The 22,686-nt window shown below is 40.3% G+C and carries 20 protein-coding genes and 1 riboswitch; of the genes, 1 reads left to right on the forward strand and 19 read right to left on the reverse strand.

Translation table 11 applies throughout. From position 1 onward, the window contains the following. Positions 1-314 precede the first annotated feature (314 nt). The 7 genes from LJE11_RS16145 to LJE11_RS16175 all read right to left on the reverse strand — a co-directional run bounded on the left by LJE11_RS16145 (position 315) and on the right by LJE11_RS16175 (position 8,297). Complete coding sequence (locus LJE11_RS16145; RefSeq protein ID WP_227226893.1) at positions 315-1,319, reverse strand: hypothetical protein; 1,005 nt, start codon at positions 1,317-1,319, stop codon at positions 315-317. Positions 1,320-1,338: 19 nt separating this feature from the next. Continuing rightward, positions 1,339-3,615, reverse strand: coding sequence for a C1 family peptidase (locus LJE11_RS16150; RefSeq protein ID WP_025581059.1), 2,277 nt, complete (start codon positions 3,613-3,615; stop codon positions 1,339-1,341). Between the two features lie 410 nt (positions 3,616-4,025). Then, on the reverse strand, positions 4,026-4,322 hold the full coding sequence (locus LJE11_RS16155) for a cysteine-rich small domain-containing protein (RefSeq protein ID WP_008705592.1): 297 nt from the start codon (positions 4,320-4,322) through the stop codon (positions 4,026-4,028). Positions 4,323-4,729: 407 nt separating this feature from the next. Beyond that, a riboswitch (cobalamin riboswitch) is annotated at positions 4,730-4,924 on the reverse strand. 91 nt (positions 4,925-5,015) lie between these two features. Further along, positions 5,016-5,564, reverse strand: coding sequence for a EutP/PduV family microcompartment system protein (locus LJE11_RS16160; RefSeq protein WP_118330073.1), 549 nt, complete (start codon positions 5,562-5,564; stop codon positions 5,016-5,018). A gap of 88 nt (positions 5,565-5,652) precedes the next feature. After that, entirely contained in the window at positions 5,653-6,081 is a 429-nt protein-coding gene (locus LJE11_RS16165) for a BMC domain-containing protein (RefSeq protein ID WP_008705594.1), read from the reverse strand. Between the two features lie 11 nt (positions 6,082-6,092). Further along, complete coding sequence (locus LJE11_RS16170; protein ID WP_008705595.1) at positions 6,093-6,458, reverse strand: BMC domain-containing protein; 366 nt, start codon at positions 6,456-6,458, stop codon at positions 6,093-6,095. Between the two features lie 402 nt (positions 6,459-6,860). Then, positions 6,861-8,297, reverse strand: a complete 1,437-nt coding sequence (locus LJE11_RS16175) for a C40 family peptidase (protein ID WP_022381074.1) — start codon at positions 8,295-8,297, stop codon at positions 6,861-6,863. Positions 8,298-8,603: 306 nt separating this feature from the next. On the opposite strand from LJE11_RS16175, the gene LJE11_RS16180 reads away from it, so the two are divergent. After that, positions 8,604-8,759 (forward strand): hypothetical protein, encoded by a 156-nt coding sequence (locus tag LJE11_RS16180; RefSeq protein WP_155512352.1) that lies wholly within the window; start codon positions 8,604-8,606, stop codon positions 8,757-8,759. Between the two features lie 11 nt (positions 8,760-8,770). On the opposite strand, the gene LJE11_RS16185 is transcribed toward LJE11_RS16180, so the two are convergent. From LJE11_RS16185 to LJE11_RS16240, 12 genes are all read right to left on the reverse strand, one after another. Continuing rightward, positions 8,771-10,243, reverse strand: coding sequence for an N-acetylmuramoyl-L-alanine amidase family protein (locus LJE11_RS16185; RefSeq protein WP_022381073.1), 1,473 nt, complete (start codon positions 10,241-10,243; stop codon positions 8,771-8,773). Positions 10,244-10,594: 351 nt separating this feature from the next. Continuing rightward, on the reverse strand, positions 10,595-11,581 hold the full coding sequence (locus tag LJE11_RS16190) for a diaminopimelate dehydrogenase (RefSeq protein ID WP_008705602.1): 987 nt from the start codon (positions 11,579-11,581) through the stop codon (positions 10,595-10,597). A gap of 192 nt (positions 11,582-11,773) precedes the next feature. Beyond that, complete coding sequence (locus LJE11_RS16195) at positions 11,774-12,421, reverse strand: DnaJ domain-containing protein (RefSeq protein WP_022381072.1); 648 nt, start codon at positions 12,419-12,421, stop codon at positions 11,774-11,776. Continuing rightward, entirely contained in the window at positions 12,414-13,259 is an 846-nt protein-coding gene (locus LJE11_RS16200; protein ID WP_118614500.1) for a DUF5685 family protein, read from the reverse strand. Before LJE11_RS16200 ends, LJE11_RS16195 begins: the two co-directional genes overlap by 8 nt. Before the next feature lie 53 nt (positions 13,260-13,312). Then, a complete protein-coding gene (locus tag LJE11_RS16205) occupies positions 13,313-13,723 on the reverse strand; it encodes a hypothetical protein (RefSeq protein WP_022381070.1) in 411 nt (136 codons plus the stop codon). 38 nt (positions 13,724-13,761) lie between these two features. After that, positions 13,762-14,271, reverse strand: a complete 510-nt coding sequence (locus LJE11_RS16210; RefSeq protein ID WP_227296232.1) for a flavin reductase family protein — start codon at positions 14,269-14,271, stop codon at positions 13,762-13,764. Between the two features lie 125 nt (positions 14,272-14,396). Then, positions 14,397-15,599: a class I SAM-dependent rRNA methyltransferase gene (locus LJE11_RS16215; protein ID WP_118571287.1), complete on the reverse strand. Its 1,203-nt coding sequence runs from the start codon at positions 15,597-15,599 to the stop codon at positions 14,397-14,399. Positions 15,600-16,055: 456 nt separating this feature from the next. Next, the gene (locus LJE11_RS16220) at positions 16,056-16,670 is read right to left on the reverse strand and encodes a GNAT family N-acetyltransferase (RefSeq protein WP_227296234.1); all 615 of its coding nucleotides are present in this window, start codon (positions 16,668-16,670) and stop codon (positions 16,056-16,058) included. Beyond that, a complete protein-coding gene (locus tag LJE11_RS16225) occupies positions 16,660-18,255 on the reverse strand; it encodes a DUF1002 domain-containing protein (RefSeq protein WP_227296236.1) in 1,596 nt (531 codons plus the stop codon). Before LJE11_RS16225 ends, LJE11_RS16220 begins: the two co-directional genes overlap by 11 nt. Positions 18,256-18,367: 112 nt before the next feature. Continuing rightward, positions 18,368-18,922: a manganese efflux pump MntP gene (locus tag LJE11_RS16230; RefSeq protein WP_008705613.1), complete on the reverse strand. Its 555-nt coding sequence runs from the start codon at positions 18,920-18,922 to the stop codon at positions 18,368-18,370. A gap of 678 nt (positions 18,923-19,600) precedes the next feature. Next, complete coding sequence (locus LJE11_RS16235; protein WP_331466308.1) at positions 19,601-21,280, reverse strand: recombinase family protein; 1,680 nt, start codon at positions 21,278-21,280, stop codon at positions 19,601-19,603. Further along, positions 21,273-22,686, reverse strand: a 1,414-nt coding sequence (locus tag LJE11_RS16240; protein ID WP_173679597.1) for a DEAD/DEAH box helicase family protein, incomplete at its 5' end; no start/stop codon positions are given. The genes LJE11_RS16235 and LJE11_RS16240, both read right to left, overlap by 8 nt.

The following is a 22,686-nucleotide window of genomic DNA, read 5'->3' on the forward strand; positions in this document are numbered from 1 at the left end:
TATGTCTCGGGATTTTGGCATATTCATGCCAAAACACCTCGCGGGATAGTGGTGTATGAACAGTAACAAATATATCACGTTCTATAAAATTCCATCTTGATTAAATTGCAAAAAAATTGTAGACTATATATGCACACACATTAATAGTTTTTGTTAATTAAGACTGATTTGAGGTTTCCTCATAACGTCTCAATTATACACACACATTTTCTAAAAAGAGCAGCTGCATCATCCGATGCGCTGCTCTTTTAGTTCCACTGTTTATTTTGTAACTGTTCTCTGCCGTCGACGGCATTCTTTAATGATTTTAACTCTTACTTTTTCTTCTTCAGGAAATAAATAAGTAAAATTATGATAACAATAATCCCGATACCACTAATCCAGATTACAGGATTCTTCATTCCTGAATCTGCTTTTACATTCTTTCCTGATGTTTTCTGACTCTGCTTATCATCGGATTCCTTGTCTTCTGTCGAAGCAGGCGTCTCTGTTTCTTCCGGTGTTGGCATTGCTTCTTCTGTAGGTGTTGCCTCCGGTGTCGGTGTTGCTTCTTCTGTAGGTGTTGCCTCCGGTGTCGGTGTCACTTTTTCTGTAGGTGTTACCTCTGGTGTTGGTGTGGCTTTCGGAGTTGGAGTTGCTTCCGGTGTTGGTGTAACAGCAGCCACCGGAACATTTCCTGATGTGCCTGTAGCCTCCGGTGCATCTGCGGATACATTTTCATTTACGTAATCTGTATCACGATCAAGATTCAGCCATCCCTGTGTCACACCATCTGTGTCTGTTTTCCCCCAGTTTGTTCCGTCTTCTCCCTGAACATACTGAAAAATATGTACAGTTGTCCCATCTGCGATTCCCTCTGTTCCTGAAACCTGATCAAATTTCTCTCCAGGTCCGTTATAAACCGATACGTTTCCATCGTTTCCATGAACCTTTACTTCGAAATCCACATCTTTGCCTCCGAAAGTACGATATTCCTCATTGGCAGCTTCTTCTCTGGAAGCCGGATCCAGATCATCCATAGGAACATATCCGTTCATTCCATGGTACTGTGCATATGCCCATTTTTTATTGTCTGCTCCATTCTTCTCACCCAGAACGTGAATGGCAGTTCCATTTGGAATCTTGCTGTCATTCAGTTTAACACTCTGAGTGTCTGCTTCATCATAAATATCTACCCCGCCCTGTGTACTCTGTACGATCATATAATAATCTGTTACATAATCCGGATTCTGACCCTTTCCGTCATCCGCATAAACAGAAACCACTGTCAGAATAAAGCACAGTACCATTGCTATTACTGTTCCAAACCTTCTCTTCATAATCTCTTTCCTTCATTTCTTATTTTCTTTTTACAGCAGATGAACTTTTATATTTGCTGTATGTATTTCCATATGGCTCTTTAACATATGCTTTTACCGCATAATAGTATGATACACCTTTTTGTGCTTTTTTGTCCAGATAAGAAGAACTATTTCCATTGGAAATTTTCTTTATCAATTGATAGGAACCACCTTTTTTCTTTCTGTAAATATAATAGCCGTCACATTTTTTCTGAGGCTTCCACCGGATACGGATTCCACTTTTCTCAGATTTCACAGAAGTAACCTTCTGCACTGCAGGTGCTGCTTTAATCACATCGCCGGTTTTATATTTACCTGAATATCTTTTTCCGGATGCTTCATAATATGCTTTTACTGTATAACGGTATGATGCATTAGCCGTAACCTTACTATCTTTATATTTTAATTCCGATGTCCCGACATCTGCAATTTTGGACCACTTTCCACCTGCTGCAGGTTTTCTGTACACATAATATCCTGTAGCTCCGGAAACTTTTTCCCATGAAATAAGGTTATATCCGGAATTATATGCCTTCACCTGAAATACCGGTGTATCCGGCACCCATGACTGATTCAGGGTCCTTGTATGTGCCTTGATCCTTGCCGTCCAGTTTTTCGTCTTTCCATCTGTCCACCTGGCCGTTTCCGATGCACTCTTATAGAATGTCTGCCCTGTTTCTATCCCCGCCGTACAGGTAAACCAGTTCCCATAACTGGACTTTGCTTCCACTCCAAAGCTGATTTTGTCAGTCCCACTGTTTGTGATCACAACAGAATATCTGCTTCCCTGTTTCAAAACCACCTCTGGTACACTAATAGTCTGTACACCTGCGATTGGCTGTTCAAACTCATATGGAGCAGCATATGCAGCGGTCCCGCTTTCCGGGTCATATGGATCTGTCAGATCGGTGTATATCTGAATTTTGTAACAGGCATTGTCACTGTTTGTAACAAGATTAACCTCCCCCAGGACTTCTGCTTTTCCCTTTCCTGCAGTTGTCTCATAAACTGCTGCTACTGACTGTCCCGCCTGTATCGGAATCACTGAAAGTGCTGAAGAACCATCATAAAAATAATTATTCCTGTACTTTTGATCCGAAGCAGCCACTGCCTCTGCACTTACAAGTTTACTGATATTGGGATCCTGATAAGAAAGATAGTAATATCCTCCGTCTCCTTTCTTCTCCCCCCAACTGTTTTTGATGATCCACGCACCATCAGATGTTACATTGGAAACAGGAAGGAAATTATCCTTTGAATACGTATCATCCCATCCGACCACTGTCACAATATGATTAATTACAGTCGAATTTGATTTTCCAACAGGATAACAATATGCTGCTGTGTCCGGGTTTACATAATTTTCCTTCATATAAAGCATAATGGATACTGCATGGTCATTCAGCAACATTTCCTTCATACGTTCCTCACTGTATTTGGAAACAGATGCATTTTTCAGATATGCCGCTGAATTATAAGCCTTACTTCCCGGAATCTGTACAGTCAGATCCTGCTGATGCGAAGAATCCGTAGGAAATGGTACATCGGCCTCTGTAGTCATTCCCGACCATGTACTGAGATAAATAGCCGCCAGGTGATCATTACCTCCTATTACATGATAATTTCCCAGTACATAATTCTTATCATCGGGGGTATTTCCAAGAGGATCATTCTGTCTGTTGGAGAAAAAATATGATAAATGTTCTTCTGACAGATCGTAGGTTCCTTTGTTCTGTGCCAGAAGCGAAGTCTCCATGATTGCTGCCATACCAAAAGCCCAGCAGGTTCCAAATGGATTCTGATTCTTTACGAGCGTAACTAATCCTTCCTTTCTGGCATCATAGGAAGATGGAAATGCAGCCTCCCTGTTTCCATATGCAGCATAAACTGATGTCAGATCACTCTCCACTTCAATTCCCGGATCCAAAGGTTTTAAATTTTTAAAGGGTTCCAGTTCTTCCTTTCTTTCCTCTTCTGTCAACGGACGACCCTTAATATACCTGATTCCGTCTGTACCCTCTTCTGAGTTTTCTCCATCCTGAAACTCCTGTTTTGCATCATCGCTTCCGAACAATTCTGCATCCGATCCCGTATCTGTTCCAAATTCATCTGCCTGTGAACTTTGAAAGTCTTTCAGATCTGATGTATTTTCTTCTGTCTCCCTGTTGACTCCGGATCCAAACATTTCCTGACCCGCAGCGGGTACCGATGTACAAACCATTGAATAAGCCAGAAAAACTGACAATGCGCGTATCGCTGTATTTCTTTTTTTCATGTAGTAGTTAACTCCCTTACATAAATATAATATCATTATATCAGTATCTTTTTTGTTTTTCAACCATGATCAATGACAAAAACCGTCGGAAAACAGTGAATTTTCCCTGTTTTCCGACGGCTCTATGTAGAAATGCAGAGCTCTGCCGACAAGAAAATGTCGCCAGGAAAAGACGTCAAATGCCTGTGATGCATTTTCTTCTGTGCATGTGAAAAGTGTGGAAAATGTGTGTGAAATGCTTTATATACTAACTCAGAACAGACTTGAAAATCTTACAGACTCTTCTCTTTTGCTATCCTTATTCTAGCAGAACAAGCATTGTATTACAATGAAAATCGTTCTTTCTTATTTGTGCTAATCTGACACATTGTTACTGTTCACTCCGTTCTAAGCAGCGACGCATTCTCCTCTTATTTGCTGATACTTTCCTTTGCTCTTTTCATCATATCAGCCAGTTCCTGGTATTTTCCTGTGACATATCCATAGTTTTTTCGCTTATGCGGAAGCATACAGTTTGTGCAGTCTTTAATTCCCTTTTCCGTATACCGGAAATTCCCACCGCATTTCTCACCCAGGGCATATAGCGGGCAATAACAGAACAGACAGTTAAAATCATCCGGATCTGCATTCTTATGACACGGAAAAAATTCACATTTCTTATGGCTGAAATAAGAATATTCTTTCCCTTCCCAATAAGGTTTCTCCATTGCTACCTCTCCTCTCCTGTTGCAAGTTTTTATCTTTCCAGAATAATTCCGTTTTCTCAGTCTCCATCAATCCCACCCATCAGAGGACGAAATAAAAAAAATACTCTAATAAATTATCAATTTCTCTTCACATAACAAAGCATTGAAAATTCATTACAGTATTTTTCACAGATCATACATTTAAAATTAATAAGAGGGAGCGATGCTACCCCGGGGTAGAAAAAAATCCGTTCATGAGTGCGCGGAGGGAACGAATAAATCCGAAGTAGTATCGCCTGCCATTTAATCATGTATAATTCATAAAGAACAGGCGCATTCCATAAAAAATGTCTGCCTTCAGATAAAAGCAGACAACACTCCGAAGCTGCGGATTCAACGGAGTTGGTTGTTACACTTTACACGGAAGTTTAACCTCGCCATACCAAGCAGGTTTCCTGGCTCCAGGCTCATCGCTCCTCTCTCCTTCTCATGCTATGGCACAATGGACATTCTGAGATTTGCTCCTCTGTTACAGTGACCGGATCGCTCAGGTTTCTCACCTGATTCCCTCTTTCTGTACTGCTCTTTCTCACAGTATCAGCACTTAATATGTTCTGTATGGAATTATACTGTCATTATAATAACACCCTGCAACAAGCTTGTCAACTATTTATCAATATATTTTTCCAATTATTATTGTTCATTCGTTACTGTTCACACACCACTATTCCGCGAGGTGTTTTGGTATGAATATTCCACGCCTTCTGGCAACGGATCCCATTCATTCAGACCAAGACTCTGTCTGAATTTTGCTTCTTCCAGACTCAGCTTTGGAACATCCTCATTCAAAAACGCTCTCAGCTCATCAATCCCCTCTCCGGTCACATTGTTTACCAGAAAAATTCTTTCACATCCTGCATTCAGCATCCACTGACGCACCATTGGAACATTCGCATAAGGAGAATCTATTTTCGTAATGATTCCTATCAGTGGTCTCAGAATAAATGCATTACTGCCATAGCCAAACAAACTGAAAGGTTCATCTGCTGACTGTACCATTGCCACCACATCTGCTTCAAAAGAAAAACAGGCCAGCCCTACGCTGAAATGCTTGGACTCTGCATACTCTCCCGGAGAATCAATGGTATCATCATCCGTATTCGTATACTGCGTTTTTACATAATGAAGTTTTTCGCCTTTTAATGCCTGAGTTAATGAAGTCTTACCTGCTTCACTTCTGCCCATCAGAAATATTTTCTTCATATTTAATGTCTGTCCCTTTCACTTCTCTCAGCTATTCCGGCAGTTACATAAGCACCATCGGTACAGAATAACTGACTTTTCGTATGTTTTAACTTTTGTGAACTGCACAAGTCTTAAAGCCAAGCACCTCTCTAAAAAATTTCACCACTTCTTCCACTGCAGTCTGAACTTCCGTCAGACCTCCCGTAAGGATCAATGATCCGCTGAAGCGATCCATGAAACCAATCTCCACATTTGCACTTTTCACTGCAATATCAGCAGCTACAACCACTGCTTCCCATGGGGTAAAACGAATCATTCCAATTGCTTCTCCTGTGTGGTCTTCTCCCTCATGGACTCCAATATGCAGACCAAGATTCTGATAAATACAGCTCTGTGAAGGATTGATCACATGCGCCAGGCACACTTCCTTTCCCGGAACCCTTACCCTGGTCATACGCAGCTTTTTTCCCTTTAATTTCTCATAATCCTGGTTATAAAGCTTTTCCAGTAATTCTCTGGTTGTCATCCCTGCCATCCCAACACTTCCTATCTTTTGGTAATCTTGCAGACTACATAACCCAGAGTGTCTCTGAAATAATCCACAACCTCAGTCATCGCTGACATTACATCGGAAATCTCTCCCGTAATGATCAGTGTGCCTGTAAATCGATCTGCAAATCCCAGATAAACATTTCCGCTTTTTACCGCAATATCAGATGCGATTACTGCAGATTCAGGCGGTGTCATATTCATAATTCCGATTGCAGATGAACGGTAATCCACCTGCGGATTCAGTCCAAGCTTCTGGTATATGACCGGAGCCGGCCCTCCCATTACATGTGCAAAAGTAATCTCCTTGCCAGCAACCGTTTCCTGTACAATTCTTATGTGTTCTACATGGTCATTTGCCATTTATCATTCCTCGCTTTCACTATTCAACTATAATCCGGATAATTCATGAGAATATTCTTTCCCACTGATGTCTCCTAAAACAGATTTAAAATTTTATATGTATCTCTTCAGTTACATAAACTGTACTATCCATCCAATTTTATGTCAAGGTAAAATCCACCTGAAAATCGGTAAAATATTATACATGGTTACGGTTCACTCCGTTCACAGCAACACGCTTCGCGATGCACAGAATTTATGCTAATCGCATAAATTCGCGCGGTATGTCTCGGAATTTTGGTATATTCATGCCAAAACACCTCGCGGAATAATGGTAACTTATACATAAAGAAAAGGAGCATCAGCCCCCTTAGCGATACTCCTTTTCAACCCCTATAAATTTAATTATTTATACTTATTTAATTATACCAGTCTTCTTACAGAAACAATCGTTCTGTACGCTGCGTTATCACTGATCTTAATTCCATCTACAGAGTTCGATGCATGAACGATACGTCCATTCCCCATATAGATTGCAACGTGTCCACCGTAGCAGATCAAATCGCCCGGCTGTGCATCAGCATAAGATACTTCTGTACCGGCATTCTGCTGTTCATAAGAAGTTCTCGGAAGACTTACTCCGAAGTTTGCATATACACTCTGTGTAAATCCTGAACAGTCAGCTCCACCTGTAAGGCTTGTACCGCCCCATACATATGGATTGCCAACAAACTGTGTTGCAAAGTCTACTACAGAAGATCCTGATCCTGAACCTGAAGATGAAGAACTATCTGAATCAGATGACTGTTCACTCTCATAATCATCTGGTGAAACTGTATTATCAGAATCAATCACATTGCCATACTCATCGTACTCTACATCATCAGAAGCTCCTGCATTGTCAACAGGATCACCATTTTCATCATATTCTACACCATCATCTGATTCAGACTCATCATCCGCATCATCAGTATTCTCAATCTCATTTCCGTCTTCATCATACTCTACATTTTCTTCCTCTTCTGATTCGGAGTCCTGTTCCTGCTCTGCAGCTTTTGCTGCTGCCTCTTCTTCTGCCGCCTGTCTTGCAGCCTCTTCCTCAGCCTGTCGTCTTGCCTCTTCTTCTGCTGCGATTCTTTCAGCTTCCAATCTCTGAATTTCAGCTGTCTGTTCCGCTAACAGATTTGCATATTCTGTCGCCTGCTGCTGTGCATATGCAATTTCATTCTCATAATCGGCTGATTCAGATTTCTTCTGATCGATCTGGCACTGAAGATCATAAGACTGCTGTTCATAAGAAGCCTTCATCTCCTCCAGTTCTGCTTTGTCAGATTCATACTGAGTCTTTAAATTATTTACCTCATTAATAGTATTCACATATTTATCAAGGTTCTTTCTGTCCTGCTCATACATCTGCTGTGTATTCTCAGCACGTGTCAGAAGTTCACTCAAATCTTCTGAATTAAGCATCATCTGAAACCACGCTGCATCCCCACCCTGTTCATACAGTGCCTGAATACGAAGCTTCATGCTCTCATACTGCTTATCTCTCGCCTTCTGAGCCTTAGCCAGATCCTGTTTTGTCTTAATAATATCTACTTCTTTATTATCGATATCTCCTTTAAGAGTATCAATAGAAACCATAACACTTACAAGATTGGAATCCAGTTCGGAAATCTCATTCTCAAGCTGTGATTTCGCATATGCAAGCTCATCCATTCTGGAATATGTCGCATCCAGCTGCTGACTTGTGATCGCCTGCTCTTCTCTCAATTCATCCTCTCTTGAAGCGCTTACACTAACAACCTGTGTTGCGCTCATCAGGAGTGCTAATGTAAGACATACAATTCTTTTCTTCATGAATTCTCACCCTCGTAACATTTTCTTTCTATATCTTAATGTTTTTGCAATATCTAAGTTAATTCTTATACATATTAACACACCACACTCAAAAACGCAAGGATTAATTACCATAAATTTTATATTTCTGTAACATTTATTAATCTTTTTGTTATTCTTCGCATTTCTTTCTACAATTCAAACATATTCCATTTCATGTTTGTAATAATTTGACACAGGACAAAGATATCTGATGCAGGGTTACTGTTCACACACCACTATCCCGAGACATACAAGCCAAAATTCCATTGCCGCAGGCAATCTGGAATGAATTTTGGCTACGTTACTGTGAACGGAGTGGACAGTAACGTAGCAGGACTTCACGCTATAGTGGACTGGATTGTTTGCATTATTTATGGAATTACTACAGAACGCAAAAAAAGAAGCAGCCTCCTTATTCGAAAGCTGCTTCCATTTTCTTAACTATTCACTTCTCAGCTAAACAGATCTGCAAGAATCTGGTCTGCGGTCATATTCATATATCCATCCGGATCAGAAAGCGTACTTCTATTCCATCTCAGATAATTACCTCTTCTGATATAGTTACCAGATGAAGTATGATAATCATATTTGGTATATCCCGGATATCTTGACATATACTTCTGTGCCAGTGCAATCGCCTGACTGGAATAACCACCGGACGGAGTAGGTGTACCTGCAATCTGAACACCTGCATTCGGGGTAGAATGCACGATCACTGCACTCTTATCAGCACACTGTCCGAGAATGATCCATGTATGTCCACTGTCATATCCCACATCTCCGGGATATACTGTCCAGTCATCACTTGCCAGATTCGCCTGAGTGAGAATACTTCCCCAGCCCATGGACTTATAATAAGAACCAATCTCACCGGAAACTACCGTATATCCGCTTCCTACACCGGACTTACTCTGCATTACCTGATAAGCTGACCATCCTACGAAACCGGAACAGTCAAAACCTTTTGCTCTGTTGGCTGTGCTGAGATCTCTGTAGTTATTGTAATCATAACTGCTGCTCTGACTGTTATAGAAATCAGTCATTGTCTGACTTGTTCCTTTTCTGGTGGAATCATTCCATCCGCCACCCCATACGTACAGAGCCTGACCAACAGGCTGTAATGCACCTGCCAGATAATTCTTGATTGTTCTGGAACCGGTCGGACTTGTAGTATTGCTCAATATACCATTGGAATTAAAATGGTATTTCTGTCCATCAATTGTTACATCTCCGGTAGCCATCACACCGGTTTCCTTATCAAAATAATACTTATTTCCGTCAATTGTCGTCCAGCCTACAGCCATCTTGCCGCTGCCTGTATTAAAGTAGTATTTCTTTCCATCCAGTGTCTGGAAACCTTTTGCCATAATTCCGTCTTCAGTTTCAAAATATCTGTATTCATTGCTGGAATTCTTTGTCCAGCCGGTAAGCATATAACATGCACTTGTAAAATATCTGGTATTTTTCTTACTGTCTGTAAGGAATGTCTTGCAGGCAGCCACTCCACTGTTACTGTAGAAATAATATCTCTTTCCCTTCAATGTCAGCCATTTCGTCTGCATGAATCCGGTAGATGGATTAAAATATCTTTTCTGATCCTTTGAATCAGTGACCCAGCCTGTCATCATGATACCAGCCTGTTTACTGAAATATCTCTTTCGTCCTTTACTGTCAGTAACCCAGCCTTTTACCTGAACACCGGTCTTTGTGTTAAAGTAATATTTCTTCCCTTCAAGTTCCAGCCAACCCTTCTGTTTAGAGCCATCTTTATTTATGTAGTATGAATCTCCGTTAATAGTTACAAAACCTGTTTTCGTTGCAGCCTGTACATTTGCCGCAGTAAAATACATGGAAACTCCCACAGCAAAAAACAGCAGAAACAGAAGTGCCCCCCAGATTTTAAACTTCCTGTTTACGTTTTGCATACATACCTTCCTTTTCTTTTTTCGTTATCAGAGCGTGTCTGAAAAGTATGAATCGTAGGTATCGCTCTGATATCTCACATACTTCTCAGATACGCTCTAAGGTTTAACAAAGTTTTTTACAATGTTGTTACGTTTCTATGACCCTATTATATTACACTTTAAATAACCCGTCAACAGACAAGTAAAATTCTGTTAAACATTCACTAATTTTTCACAGTCTGTTCCATAAAAAAAGAGACAAAGTCCACAAATACTTTGTCTCTTTTCACAAGATAACACTGTGAAATATAACCTGTATACCTGTTTTCTCTTTATTTTTTCAACAGACAGAATATTATCTTATATCCCTGATCACAACAGATGCTTTCTTAATTCAGCACCATCAGCAGCACATAAATAAGCAGGTGCCACATCAAATACGGTCTTCGCACCACTCTGTCCTTCTTTATTCATACGATATGCAGCTCTTGCATATGCAACAAGTACAGAAGATGTAAACTCCGGATTGGAATCCAGCTTCAGACTATATTCGATCACATGATTGTTCTCATCATTCCAGCCCGTTTTTCCGGATCGGATCACGAAACCGCCATGTGGGATTCCACTGTGATCTCGCTTCAGTTCTTCTTCAGAAATAAAATGTACAGTTGTATCATAGTCAGAGAAATAGTTAGGCATAGTCTTGATATCATTCTCAATCTGTGCCAGATCCGCACCTTCTTCTGCAACTACAAAGCATTCTCTTGTATGTTTCTGTCTTGTTGTAAGATCCGGATTTTCTCCGTTTCTCACTGCTTCCAGTGCTGCTTCAACAGGAATTGTATACTGTTTTGCATCTTTTACGCCTTTGATACGGCGTACTGCATCTGAGTGTCCCTGGCTTACACCCTTGCCCCAGAATGTATAATCCTTTCCGTTTGTAAGGATTGCATTTGCATAGAGACGGTTCAGTGAGAACATTCCCGGATCCCAGCCCACTGAAATAATTCCGATATGACCGCTTTCTTTTGCAGCTGCATCTACTGAATCAAAATGCTCTGGAATTCTTGCATGTGTATCAAAGCTGTCAATTACATTAAACATCTTCGCATATTCCGGTGTCTGTTTCGGAAGATCTGTTGCACTTCCACCACAGATGATAAGTACATCGATCTTATCTTTCATTTTTTCGGCATCATTGACAGAATATACCGCTGCTGTCTCTGTAAGGATTTTAACAGTTTCCGGAGCACGACGTGTAAATACAGCAACAAGCTCCAGATCCGGATTATGTTTGATTGCGCACTCTACACCGCGGCCAAGATTGCCGTAGCCTAAAATACCAATACGAATACTCATTATGATTTCCTCCTGTAACCTTAATTATATGTTTGCAACTGTTGCATATCATTACAGTTGCACATTATCACTTTACTATAGTAATATTTTCACTTTTAATTGTCAATCCAATTATTACCAAAATTCCATTGCCGCAGGCAATCTGGAATGAATTTTGACTACGTTACTGAGAACGGAGTGAACAATAACGTTTTAGCAGCAAAATATGCCGCTTCCCGGGCAACACAGACTGCATGCCATATTTGCCAGGCACAGCTTCATACAATAATCATCACCGCCTGTCGGCATACCTCCAAAAGGATTCTGCATCTCCTGATACCAGTTTCCTCCGCCTTCCATCTGCTGCAAAACCATCTGATACTGTACATTATCCGGTTCCAGACGGATAGCCTGCTTAATATCATTCAATGCATTTACGTTATTTCCAAGTCCCATGTTTGCCATGGAAGACAGATAATACCACTGTCCGTTCCTCTGTGAAAGTGACTGCAGAACATTCATAGCCTCACGATAATGACCGCTCTGGATATAATTGGCTGCCGCCTGCCTGCGCATAGACTCTTCATCCTGATAGCCAGAGTCTGCCTGTCCGGAAAATCCGCCAAAACCACCGTAATTATTGCTGCCATAATTCCCGTAATCGATTCCCTGCTCTCTTTCCTTCATAATCTGCTCATAAGCCTGCTGAACCTGCTTGAATTTCTCCTCAGCCTGTTCTTTATTCGGATTGTCAATATTGGCATCCGGATGATACTTTCTGCTCATCTTACGATATGCCTTCTTCACTTCCTCATCGGATGCATCTCTGGAAATCCCCAGTATACTGTACGGATCAATCATTATCTTTCTCTCCTGCTTCTTTTCTCTTCTTATGTATCACCTCAAACCGACACCATACCCCTGAGTAAAGAATATTTCTCAAAATATCAGTGTATTTTATAATAGGAAGTTTCTCAAACTCCCTGCAGGTCTGCGCCATCATCATAATCAGAATCCGGCGTACCTGCTCATCGAACCCTTCTATTATATATTGTTCTGAAAAAGGATTGTAATTTTTATTTTTTATATCCTCTTCCACATCATCGTATGCATCCAGAAGATAAATAAATTTGCCAAGAAAAAATCCCATTCTGCGCAGAGTATCTTCCCATACATCCTGTTTCCATGCAAAAATCTCTTCCATAATTTTTCCGAAACAGCCCGCCATTTTGTCAATGTCTTTTTCTCCGGATTTCTCCATCTCAGACAATTCACTGAGAAGCTTCTGTATTCTTCGGGATTTATCCGGATATTTCTGATCCAGTTTTTTAACTTTTCCCTGAAGAACTTTTGAATAACCAAGAGCAGTTACTTTTTTTTCATCCTCCCAGTCGTCCCGGCATTTATAATAAGTAAGAAGTACATTCATATCTGCCGCATATTCTGTCACTGTATTTCTTCTGACCGGCTGTTTACATACCGGATGAATGATACATCTTGTGCTTCCCTTTTGTGTGCGCGGCTCATAAAGCGCACTGAGAAGAATCACCACAAATGTCATATCATAAGTCAGAGAAATCTGTCCTGATATTCCATATTTACTTTTGAGTTCTCTGCACAATCCACAGTAAAAGGATCTGTACAGATCAAAATCTTTAAACTTGATTTCAGGCTTATTCATTACTATATAACCAAACATAATTCCTCCAGCCCATAACTTATGATGATCTGCCAGAGCGTGTTTGCAGCAAATCAACGTCTTTTGATAAACTTCTCATGACATTTCGGACATTCAATCTCTACCTTCTGTCCTTTTCCTCTGGGAATACGAATTTTCTGTCCACAACCCGGGCAGGTATAGATATGATGTGTTTTTCTCTGCTCCATCATATTTTTTTCTCTGGTAAACCGGCTGCGGATTTTCTGAGTATATCCCAGATATTTCTGGTTTTCCGCATATCGTGCAGAGATATTTCTGGAAAGGATTCTGAAATATGTATAAATGATAAGAATAAATCCAACTGTATCCAGAACGCCTCCGGCTGCATTTTGTCTCATAAAAGAACCTACAACAATGACGAAAAGTGCCACACCGAGAGTGAATCTTGCAAAATTATCCACTCCATAACGCCCCTGCATGAATCTGTTTAATTTGTCTTTCATTAAACTACCTCTTTTTTTACTGTTTGTAATGCATTTTTTTACTCTCTGACAAGAACTTTCAGGATCTCTGCAATATACATGGTATGGTAGTCTTTCTGCGGATACCACTTACCGTCGTTTTCCCCGGCATCAAAGCATTCCGGTTTAATCTCATCATGATACATTTTTTTGCAGACCATGATCATGTCAGCTTCTTCAATTCCGGCTGTTCCGTCTGTAAAGTAAGGAGTCAGTCCTGCTTCTTTAATCTTGTTATCCACATTTTTTCCGGAAACCTTTCCGCAATAATTTAATGCCTTGCGATACTCTTCTCCCAGAACAGAAATTGTAAATGTATCTTCCCTGTCCACAAATTCCTTGGTGTATCTCTGAGGACGGATATACACTGTCACTGCGTTCTTTCCCCACATAACACCCATTGCACCCCAGCTTGCTGTCATGGTATTGCATTTTTCTTCATTTCCGGCTGTGATCAGCAGCCATTCCTTTCCAATCTTGGTAAATGGATTCATTGTCAGTTCTTCTGCTTTTACTTCTCTGAAACTCATAATATTATTTCCTCTCTTTCTTTATTCTCAAACATCCGGAATCCTCTGCTCTGCTACAGAAATCCCTGTTTTCTCAAAAATCTTATCGTGCAAGTACACTCTGGCTCTGATATCATATTATATAATTATCTGTCATTGCATACCTGGAAGATATAGAACTTCAGATAATAAGACTCATCTGCCGCCCACAGGATTGGATGATCCGGTGCCTGTGTCCTGTATTCTACCTGGCGAAGTCTTTTATGTACATTCTTTGCTGCCTGTCCGATGGTTTTGGTAAATAATTCATAGTCCATAAAATGAGAACAGGAACAGGTTGCCAGAAATCCGCCGTCTTTTACCAGTTTCATGGCACGCAGATTAATCTCTCTGTATCCTTTTACTGCATTTTTAATGGAATTTCTGGACTTGGTAAATGCAGGAGGATCAAGAATTACAACATCAAATTTCTCACCTTTCTCTTCCAGCTCAGGGAGCAGTTCAAAAACATCCTCGCAAATAAATTTCACATTGTCGGATAAACCATTCAATGCCGCATTAGCGGTTGCCTGATCTACTGCCAGCTGAGAGGCGTCCACACCGGTTACGCTCGCAGCTCCTGCAATTCCCGCATTCAGTGCAAAAGAACCTGTATGTGTAAAGCAATCCAGAACTTTCGCATTCTTACAGAGCTTCTGAATTGCAAGCCTGTTATATTTCTGATCCAGGAAAAATCCTGTTTTCTGCCCGTCTTTTACGTCAACTTCATATTTTACACCATTTTCTTCAATCTGCACAAGTGTTGGAAACTCTGGTCCTATAAAACCCTTAACCATTTCCATTCCTTCCTGTTTGCGCACCTTCACATCGCTTCTTTCGTAAACACCGCGAATAGTGATCCCATCTTCTGCCAGGACTTTCCTGAGGAGTTCTACGATTGTTTCTTTAAAACGATCGATCCCCAGAGCCAGTGACTGAACTACCAGTACATCCGAAAATTTATCCACCACAATTCCCGGAAGGAAATCTGCCTCTGCAAAAATCAGACGACAGCACCCTGTATCTACCACTTTCTTACGATATTCCCATGCATCACGTACACGCTTCTCCAAAAGTTCTTCATTAATATCAACATTTTCATCTCTGGTCATAAGACGCACCGTAATCTTAGAATTAGTATTAATGAACCCTCTTCCCATAGGATATCCGTCAAAATCATGGACAAGTACAATATCACCGTTCTCGAAATTTCCCATGACTGTATCTATCTCATTATCAAAAATCCACATTCCGCCGGATTTCAGAAGTCTTCCCTCTCCCTTTTTCAGAGTTACTACTGCCATTCCCATTCGTATTTCTCCTTGTATTTTTATGTTTATCTTTTGTCAATTATATGACTCTGTTTTCTATAGCAGCCCTCATAAATAAGTTACTGTTCACTCCGTTCCCAGCAACACGCTTCGCGATGCAGGAAATATGAACCTCCTTGTGCAATGCCCAAGGAGTATCGTTTGCTTCGCAAACTTAATTTATGCTAATCGCATAAATTCGCGCAGTATGTCTCGGGTTTTCTGTGACCTTCGCTCACAAAAAACACCTCGTGGGATACTACCAGTGAACAGTAACATAAATAATGCATTTAAGACAGTTTCAGATTTCACACTCTGATGGGCCGGATTAAGATTCATTATTTACGAGGATTGCTATAATCACATTATTTTATCACATTCATCTCATTTTTTCCATACATAACAAAAAGCAGCCGGCAAAATCACAAAAATTTCACCAACTGCTTTCCATTGCTATTATTGTTTGCTGCTTTTCACAACCTGTGCAGGGGACTTCCCTGATTCGGTTAACTCCTTAAGAAGGATACATCTTGGCAGACCTCCGTAACAGAGTGCCGTTCTCTTAACTTCATATCCATGGATTTCCATATTATGTCTGCTGAACTGATTATCCGGATGTATGGTGCACATCAGATAATAATATTGGTCTGTATCCAGCAATCTCTCCGCTTCTTCCAGCATATGCCCCTGCAGCCCGTTTCCCCTGTATGCACAACACACAACTGCCGAATCCATAACTGCAACATGGGAAAGCTGTTCCTCATCAAAATCAAGATAAGTTCCCAGATTATCTTCCCTGTTTTCAGGATATTTAATAAGGAAGAAACCCGCAACAGAACCATCTGCTGTCTGTGCCACGATCACAAACCCCTGTTCTTCTATATGTGTCCTGACATATTCCTCATCATCAGATACAAACCAGTCCGGATGCTCTTTATCATTCTTCGCTCCATGCATAACAGCCATGATCTCATCCACATCTGACATCTCTGCTTTTCGTATTCTGAACAATACCTTTGCAGAACCATCCTTATTCTCTGAAATCTGCATGATACTTTGATTATTCTGCATTTTCCTCGCCGCCTGCAGTCTCTGTGGAATCTGCATCCGTTGTATCATAAGTCTCTGTGCTTTCTCCGTAGAGTTTCTCAAAGAACTTCATTGTTTCATTATATAAGGTCTGTCTGTCATCATCTGAAAGTTCTCCCAGTTCCGGACTTGCCTGTGCATCTGCACTTAATCCGAAGATTTCCTTCATGGACTTATCTACCATATTAAGTTCTGTACTCATGTAAGTTTCGGTTCCATCTGCCTGATAAGAATCTGTACCTTCTGTAAGAACTTTCAGATATGCCTTCTCCACATTCTTAGCAAGAGTTGCACCATTTTCAGCATCAAGAGTTACGGAAGCTGTTGCTGTTTCATCTTCCATAGCTGTTGTAAGAGCAGTGGTATCGCCTTCATATTCTCCCTTGCAGAAATTCTCAGCTTTATCAAACATGGCCTTCTGATCTTCTGTCAGTGCAGAAGTATCCAATTCATCTGATGTGGTATCATTTTCTGTATCATCTGTTCCTTCATCGGAGTCTGTATCACCTTCATCTGTATTTCCAAGCGTACTGTCATCCGTAGTTTCATCACCATCCGGCTCCTGCGGTTCCTCTGTTTCGCTGAGGTCTCCGTCACTCTGATCGTCTCCGTCGTCCTCAATCAGACCTGAATCCTCCTCCAGCGATGGATTCTCTGTGGAACTCTCTACGATATCTCCGCCTAAAGCACTGTTATCCACATTGTTCAGGATATCATCACCATCTGCGGAATCACCTGCATTTACAGTGTCATCCTCTTCATCATCAATATCACCAAGCTCATCATTATCACCGGATGTATTCTGTTCTACCTGCTCCAGTGTTGCTTTTACATCATCATAATTGTACTCCTGCTGCGCAATCTGTTTCAGAAGCTCTACGATCTTATTAATCTGGTCAGAATCCAGATTTACATTATTCTGCTGAGCAACATTTACTACGATATTATAGATATCATCCACATTCTGGACATTATCTTTGATAACCTGTATCTTGGAGTTATTCATAACAGTAGTTGCATCATTCTTTCCAACCTCATCAGCCAGATTTCCTGTTACTACCATTTCCTCTGTAGCAAGTTCTTTCTTCGTGCTGTCAAGCTGCTCACCTGTAGCTGTCTCATACGCCATCTGAATACCTGTAAGCGCTCCGGTTCCGGATACCTCAAACGGGCAGGCTGCTACCACTTCACAGTTCTTGACACCTGATGTGGAAAGTGACGTTGCGATCATGTTACATGTTACCCAGTTAAGATTGGCTGTCCTTACTTTGATACCGCCTGACTGAGTCGGCTTTACATATGCACAGCTCACTGTTCTGGTTCCGATCTGCTCTAACGGTACATAAGCACTCAGATGATCTCTCTCATCCTGATTAGTGATAGTGAGAATCTGTACCTGGTTACTGTCTACATTAAAATATTTCATCATTGTATTCTTCTGGTCCTGAGTAAGATCAGCTCCCAGCGTCACAACCTTCACTGAATCTGCCATTGTCGGTACAGCAGTTCCTGAAAGTACCAGACATGCACTGCATAAAAGTGCTGCTGCTGTTTTTACTTTTTTCATAATAGAAACCTCCCTGATATGTTATTTAAATTATTCAGGCGGATAATCATTTCATGCCTGTTCATTGATAGTAGTATTATAACACGTTTGAGTTGAGATTTGTAATTATTATTTATATCATTCCCAGTCCTTCCAGCAGGATTTTTGTACCTATGAGGATAAGGATAATACCTCCGCATAATTCCGCTTTGGATTTGTATTTCATTCCGAAAAGACTGCCTATCTTTACCCCTGCTGCTGAACAGACAAAGGTGATCACACCGATAAAGGATACTGCTGATACGATCTCTACTTTCAGAAAAGCAAATGTCACTCCCACTGCCAGTGCATCAATACTGGTAGCCACTGCAAGGATGAACATGGATTTTATATCCATATCCGCATTTACATGTTCTTCCTCTTTCGATTCTTTGATCATGCCGGCACCAATGAACACCAGAAGGACAAAAGCTACCCAGTGACTGTATCGAGTAACCTTATCTGCAAAGAATCGTCCGCCGAAATATCCCACAAGGGGCATTAATGCCTGAAATCCCCCGAACCATGCGCCTGCGATACACATATGCTTTGCATTGATTCTGCCTAGGGAAAGGCCCTTACAGACAGATACTGCAAATGCATCCATAGACAGGCCTATCGCCAGTATAAAAAGTTCAAAAATATTCATGTGTTTTTTGCTCCTTTTCCTGTATAAAATAATTTTTCAGTGACATAGAACCCTTCCCGGAAGACTTTTTTATGTTATCTGAACTGCTGTAATGTTCCTGCAGCATAAAAAAAGAGACACACAGACAGCTGTTTTAACTGTCCATGAGTCTCATCGTTTACTGTAATACCGGGTGCATATGGCACCATTATGTCGATAGTACTACACACTCTTCAAAACATATCTGAAAAATGTTCCGGAATATGCCGATTACTCCCTCGCGGAGAATGGCCTTATTTTATCATATTGATCTATATTTATCAAGTAGATTTTTTGTCAGTCTGGAACTCATAAGCACCACCTCGTTACTGTTCACAGAAACACGCTTCACGATGCCAAAAATATGCACCTCCTAGTCAACAAATATCAATCATGTATTGACTCAAATGATGATTCTTTAAATTCCAGTCATCAGTTTCCCTGACATACGTTGACTTATATGACAATTCTTCAAATTCCAGTCATATGCTTTCCCGATATTCGTTGCCTTATATGGCGATTCTTCGAATTCCAGTCATATGCTTTCCCGGCATTCGTTGACTTATATGGCAATTCTTCGAATTCTAGTCATCATTTTACCCGGCATTTGTTGACTTATATGGCGATTCTTCGAATTCTAGTCACCTTCTCATCCAGTTTTTATTCTAGTTTAGACAATAAAGCGCAACTTTCAACGGTACTTTCGTTATCCCAACAAAGTTCCTGTGTCTCCCTGTCTCCAAAATACACTGGAAAACGGAACTTTATGTGCTTCAGGAATCTGCCATCTGGCTGCTCCTGCTCGTAAATGTCCACCTGTTCCACAAAGCTGTTAAGAAATTCTTTCTTCTCCAGGTCGGTGAACTTATCATATAGTTTATCAAAATATAAAAGAAATTGATAGACGTTTTCTTCTGATATTTTCTGTTGCTGGATATTCAACAGGCGGTTCTTGACTTCTTCTATACTGTTCTCCACGCCTTCAATCTCATCATACAAACGGTATAACCTTGTCTCCATATCCTGATATTTCTTCTCATAAAATTTATCCATGATATCTAGACTGTCCATCTGCTGTCCAAGTCTTGCTTTTGCTCCGGTCAACTGCCTGTGCTGCTTTTCCAATCCTTCAATCTCTTTTTCTATTTCTTCTGTATCTATTCTTGAACTGATTTTATTCAAAATTGCTTCTTCAAATTTAGGATTCTTCACCAGCTTCCGAATAACTTCTTCCACTACATTATTAATCTTCTCCTCGCTCCATTGTTTACGATATCCACATTTATGACCATCTACTAGGCGACGATGTTTGCAGGCATAATAGAAATAATCCTTATATAAAGTTCCGTCTTTCTTTTTCTTTCGGTTCACGTTTCCATACATACCGCTTCCACATAACGGGCATCTCAATATTCCGGATAAAATATGCTCATGCTCGAGACTATGTGTCTTTTCATATTTCACACCTGTTTTTTCCCTTTTTTGATGAGCCAGCTCCCAGTCTGTTTCTGAAATAATCCCTTCATGGATACCATCGTGCAGCATATAATTTTCCTGCTTTACAATACGGTATTCATTTCTTGTACCAGAAACTTTCTCGTTTTTCCTTCGTCCATAAGCCAGCTTTCCACAGTATACCGGATTATCCAGAACGCCTTTTATAAATGAAGCGGCAAATGCGTCCAGTGTATTATTCTGTCGTTTTTTCTTTTTATATCCATGCTGGTTCAGCCATGCGGCAATCGCAGAAATTCCCATATTGGTATGAATAAATTTGTCATAGATCAGACGAATAATCTCTGCTTCGTCCTCTGCAATCTGCAATTCTCCATTTACTAATTCATAACCATACGGAGCAAATCCACCATTCCATTTTCCTTCCCTGGCTTTCCGCTTACGTCCTTCCATTGTCTGAACAAGGATATTCTCTCGTTCAATCTCTGCCACCGCAGACAGAACAGAAATCATCAGCTTTCCACTATCTTTTGAGCTGTCAATTCCATCTTCTACACAGATCAGATTCACTCCAAAATCCTGCATCCTCTGCAAAGAATTTAAAACATCTGCCGCATTATGCCCGAATCTGGAAAGCTTGAACACCAGTACAAACTGAACCTCATCTGTTCCATTCTCAATATTATCCAACATTCTCTGAAATTCCGGTCTGCCCTCTACGCTCTTTCCAGACTTACCTTCATCGGAATACTCATTTACGATTTCCATATTCTGAAATTCCGCATATCTCTTGAGTTTTTCTTTCTGAGCATCCAGACTATAGCCATCTACCTGCATGGTTGTGGATACTCTGGTATATATATCGCATTTAATCTTTTTACTCACTTTTCCTCCTCTCCTCAGAACATCCCAAAGCAATTTCCAACAATTCAGTCGCAACTTGTGAATTTCTGATACGCATTAAGTTATCCCAGACATCAGCTTTTCCAAGTAGATTCATCCCACCATGCCATACTATTTCATCATCAATAATAGCAAAACATTCTTCTACTTCTGTTCTTGTTATCACATTTATTCCTACCAATTGCATTGCTCTGATTAATTCATAACATACATCTGACTTTCCGTAAGTAATATCTTCCGGATCTGTTGTAATAACAGTGACCTTTACCCCTACTTCCTGTCTCTTCGTGATTAGTAATAAAAATCTGTCAATTTTATCCTGTCTGATATCCGGACTGGAAATTACTACCATTTTTTCTGACTCTACAATATCTTGCTCGAATTTTTCGGTATAATTTACAGAATCAAATATTGCATTTATTATTTGTTTAGGTTGCAACTCTTGTGTCCAGATTGAAAATCCTGTCTTCCTGTACGTTCTCAATCTTTTTGCATACATTTTATCAAAATAACGCACATGCGAATCAATATAATCATACACATAAACGGCTTCTTTTCCGACATAATCTCTGTTTAATCTACCTACATACTGTTCCAAGCGTCCTTCAAAAGATACAGGTGCTGCAAGCATTAATACATCCAGTCTTGGAAAATCAAATCCTTCTCCTATCTTCTGACCGGTTGCCACTAATACAAGTGATTCACTTCCAGGTACCTGTTTTAATCTTCCTCTTATTTCTGTATTTTCCTTATCAGAATTATCACCATATAAAAGGAATACATGATCAGCTTTTCCCTTCAGGGCATCATATAAAAATTTTGCATGTTCCTTAAATCTCGTTAAAATTACAGGAGTCTGTTTTCTCGTAATACAGGTTATAACATCATCTACAATCATTTCATTACGCACCTTACTGGTACTAATCAAATTATATGCTTTATTAATATTATCCTTGCTTTCTACCGTATCAACTACTCTTGTGTATCTTGGGACAAAATAATGTCCAATCCCCTGTTCCTTAGCCCTCTCCAATGCAGTAAATCTATGTCTCAAAGGTCCTAACAGCATATAGATGATCCGATCAAGACTGTCACCACGTTTAGGTGTAGCAGAAACACCATACACGTATTTTGCATTTATTTTCTGCAATAATTCCATAGATGTGTTAGAAGCTGCGTGATGACATTCATCCATAATTACCATTCCGTAATAATTAATCCGTTCATTAAATTTTCCTCTGCTGTACATTGAACCAACCATTGCAACATCTATAATCCCTGTCAATGTATTTTTATTTCCGTGCAAAACGCCTATCACACTATTTCTTTTTTTCTTTCTTCCTACTACAATATATTTATGGTTAATATCCCTTACATCCAGTAAGGAA

It is taken from the genome of Blautia sp. DFI.1.216 (assembly GCF_020594215.1).
Taxonomy (GTDB): domain Bacteria; phylum Bacillota; class Clostridia; order Lachnospirales; family Lachnospiraceae; genus Blautia_A; species Blautia_A wexlerae.